Raw genomic sequence first — 1,999 nt, 5'->3', positions numbered from 1 at the left:
TTTGGACCGGTTGTTGCATCGTAGCCAAATCATTTCTTATAGCGATACGGACAGTCTCCGCATGAAACATCGGAAGACGTTATTTCCAGAAATAAATCATCAAACTTAATTGTCGTAATTTCATCAATTCCACTTGACGGTTACAAACATCGCAAATTTGGCTACATACGTGTCAGCAGCAAAGATCAAAACGAAGGTCGTCAATTGGAAGCCATGCGGAAAATGGGCATCACTGAACGGGATGTATATTTAGATAAGCAAAGTGGAAAAAACTTCGAACGGGCGAATTATCAATTATTGAAACGTGTCATTCGGAAGGGCGACATTTTGTATATCCACTCGCTAGATCGGTTCGGCCGGAATAAAGAAGAAATCCTCCAGGAATGGAATGACCTGACGAAAAATATTGAAGCCGACATTGTGGTGCTGGATATGCCATTACTCGATACCACTCAATACAAAGACAGCATGGGAACATTTATTGCAGACTTAGTTTTACAGATTCTTTCCTGGATGGCAGAAGAAGAACGCGAACGCATCCGGAAACGGCAGCGTGAAGGAATTGACTTGGCGCTGCAAAACGGCATTCAATTTGGAAGACCGACAGTTTTTGTTTCAGAAGAATTCAAAGAGGTTTATAGAAAATGGAAAGCCACGGAGTTAACAGCAGTCGAAGCCATGCAGGAAGCCGGAGTGAAAAAAACCAGTTTTTATAAATTGGTCAAAGCACTCGAAGAAGAGACAGGTAACCTATTATAATAGAAGAAACTCTTTTTCCGTTTTTTCTTTAAGGCACATATTAGGCGTTGAGAGCGTCAAGAATTATGTGTAAATAAGTAAATCCTTTTCTTGTATGTATGTTGATTAAGCCTGCTTGAACATCTCAGCCAGCTCTGCGCGAGCTTTGTCGAACCCAATATGGCAACGGGTGGAGAAGTTCTGGTTGTAAATTTCAAACTGGGAAACCTGGAAGCGGTCCAAGGAATCCTCGTTGGGGAATTGCTCCTTGCGCTTGCTGTATTTCTTCACTTTCTTGTTGAATGACTCGATTAGGTTCGTCGAATAGATGCTGCGCCAAATGGATTTCGGAAAGTCGTAGAAAGTGAAGATAAAGGGTTGATACAATCAAAATCGATAAGTCCTTCGTCGATGAAATTGAAAAGCCAAAACATCACTCCATGATGAAGGCGATTATTGACCTGTGTTTGACCTTGAATTTAAATGTAATTGCAGAAGGGATAGAAACCCCGAGGCAACGAGCTATCCTATTGCAAAACAACTGCCGCCTTGGGCAGGGCTACTTGTTTTCGAAGCCTTTTCCTGGAGAAATACTTGAAGCACTTCTCCAACAGGGAGGTGAAAACCAATTGAAATCTCTTAGCTCGTGAGCATCGTAAAATGAGGTTGGAAAAGTGTAAGAGATATAAGGCGTGATTTGTCGGAAACTAGATAAATACGAAAAAGGCATCCCTTCTCCAATTATCGGAGAAGGGATGCCTTTTTCTGTGAGTTGTTTTATCATTCTGCTGCAACTAATGTAAATATTGTCAGCTCTGGTTTGGCGTGAATTCGAATTGGAACGGCGCTCATGCCAATTCCACGGTTAACGTACAATTGATTGCCGTCTGCTCCATAATCGTCTATCCAACCATCGGTATGCACTTCCTCTTCTGAAGTGAGAGCCATCCATGACCAGCCAGACAATCCTGGAAGCCTAATTTGACCACCGTGTGTATGACCTGCTACTGCAAATGGGGCTGAATTTTCCGGGAACTTTTCAAAAGAACTCGGATTGTGCATCATAACGACCCGGGGAGCATCAGTCGGGATTGCTTCTAAAGCTTGGTCCGCGTCATCTTGGTCCATCCAGTTCGAACCGACACCTGCGATGAAAAGCCCGGATTCTCCTTCAGGCAAAACCTCGCCTTGTGCATTGATCAAACTAGATTCATTATGCAAAATTTGTACGCCGATGTCTTCTAGTGCCTGGCGCATTTTA

General features: G+C 43.0%; 3 protein-coding genes and 1 pseudogene. 2 read left to right on the top strand and 2 right to left on the bottom strand.

The annotated features are described in order from the left end of the window. Positions 1-126: 126 nt before the first annotated feature. Positions 127-759: a recombinase family protein gene (locus J7E21_RS12325; RefSeq protein WP_215108161.1), complete on the top strand. Its 633-nt coding sequence runs from the start codon at positions 127-129 to the stop codon at positions 757-759. Positions 760-864: 105 nt separating this feature from the next. Here the strand turns inward: J7E21_RS12325 and J7E21_RS12320 are convergent. After that, positions 865-1,110, bottom strand: a pseudogene (locus J7E21_RS12320) (transposase); the annotation flags it as partial. A 14-nt stretch (positions 1,111-1,124) separates the two neighbouring features. On the opposite strand from J7E21_RS12320, the gene J7E21_RS12315 reads away from it, so the two are divergent. Then, positions 1,125-1,388 (top strand): EAL domain-containing protein, encoded by a 264-nt coding sequence (locus J7E21_RS12315; protein WP_215108159.1) that lies wholly within the window; start codon positions 1,125-1,127, stop codon positions 1,386-1,388. Between the two features lie 130 nt (positions 1,389-1,518). Here the strand turns inward: J7E21_RS12315 and J7E21_RS12310 are convergent. Continuing rightward, positions 1,519-1,999 (bottom strand): metallophosphoesterase (locus J7E21_RS12310; RefSeq protein WP_483313497.1); only part of this gene is annotated, 481 nt, incomplete at its 5' end.

It is taken from the genome of Planococcus sp. ISL-109, assembly GCF_018613655.1.
Taxonomy (GTDB): Bacteria; Bacillota; Bacilli; order Bacillales_A; family Planococcaceae; genus Planococcus.
This window is presented reverse-complemented; position numbering and strand designations above follow the sequence as displayed.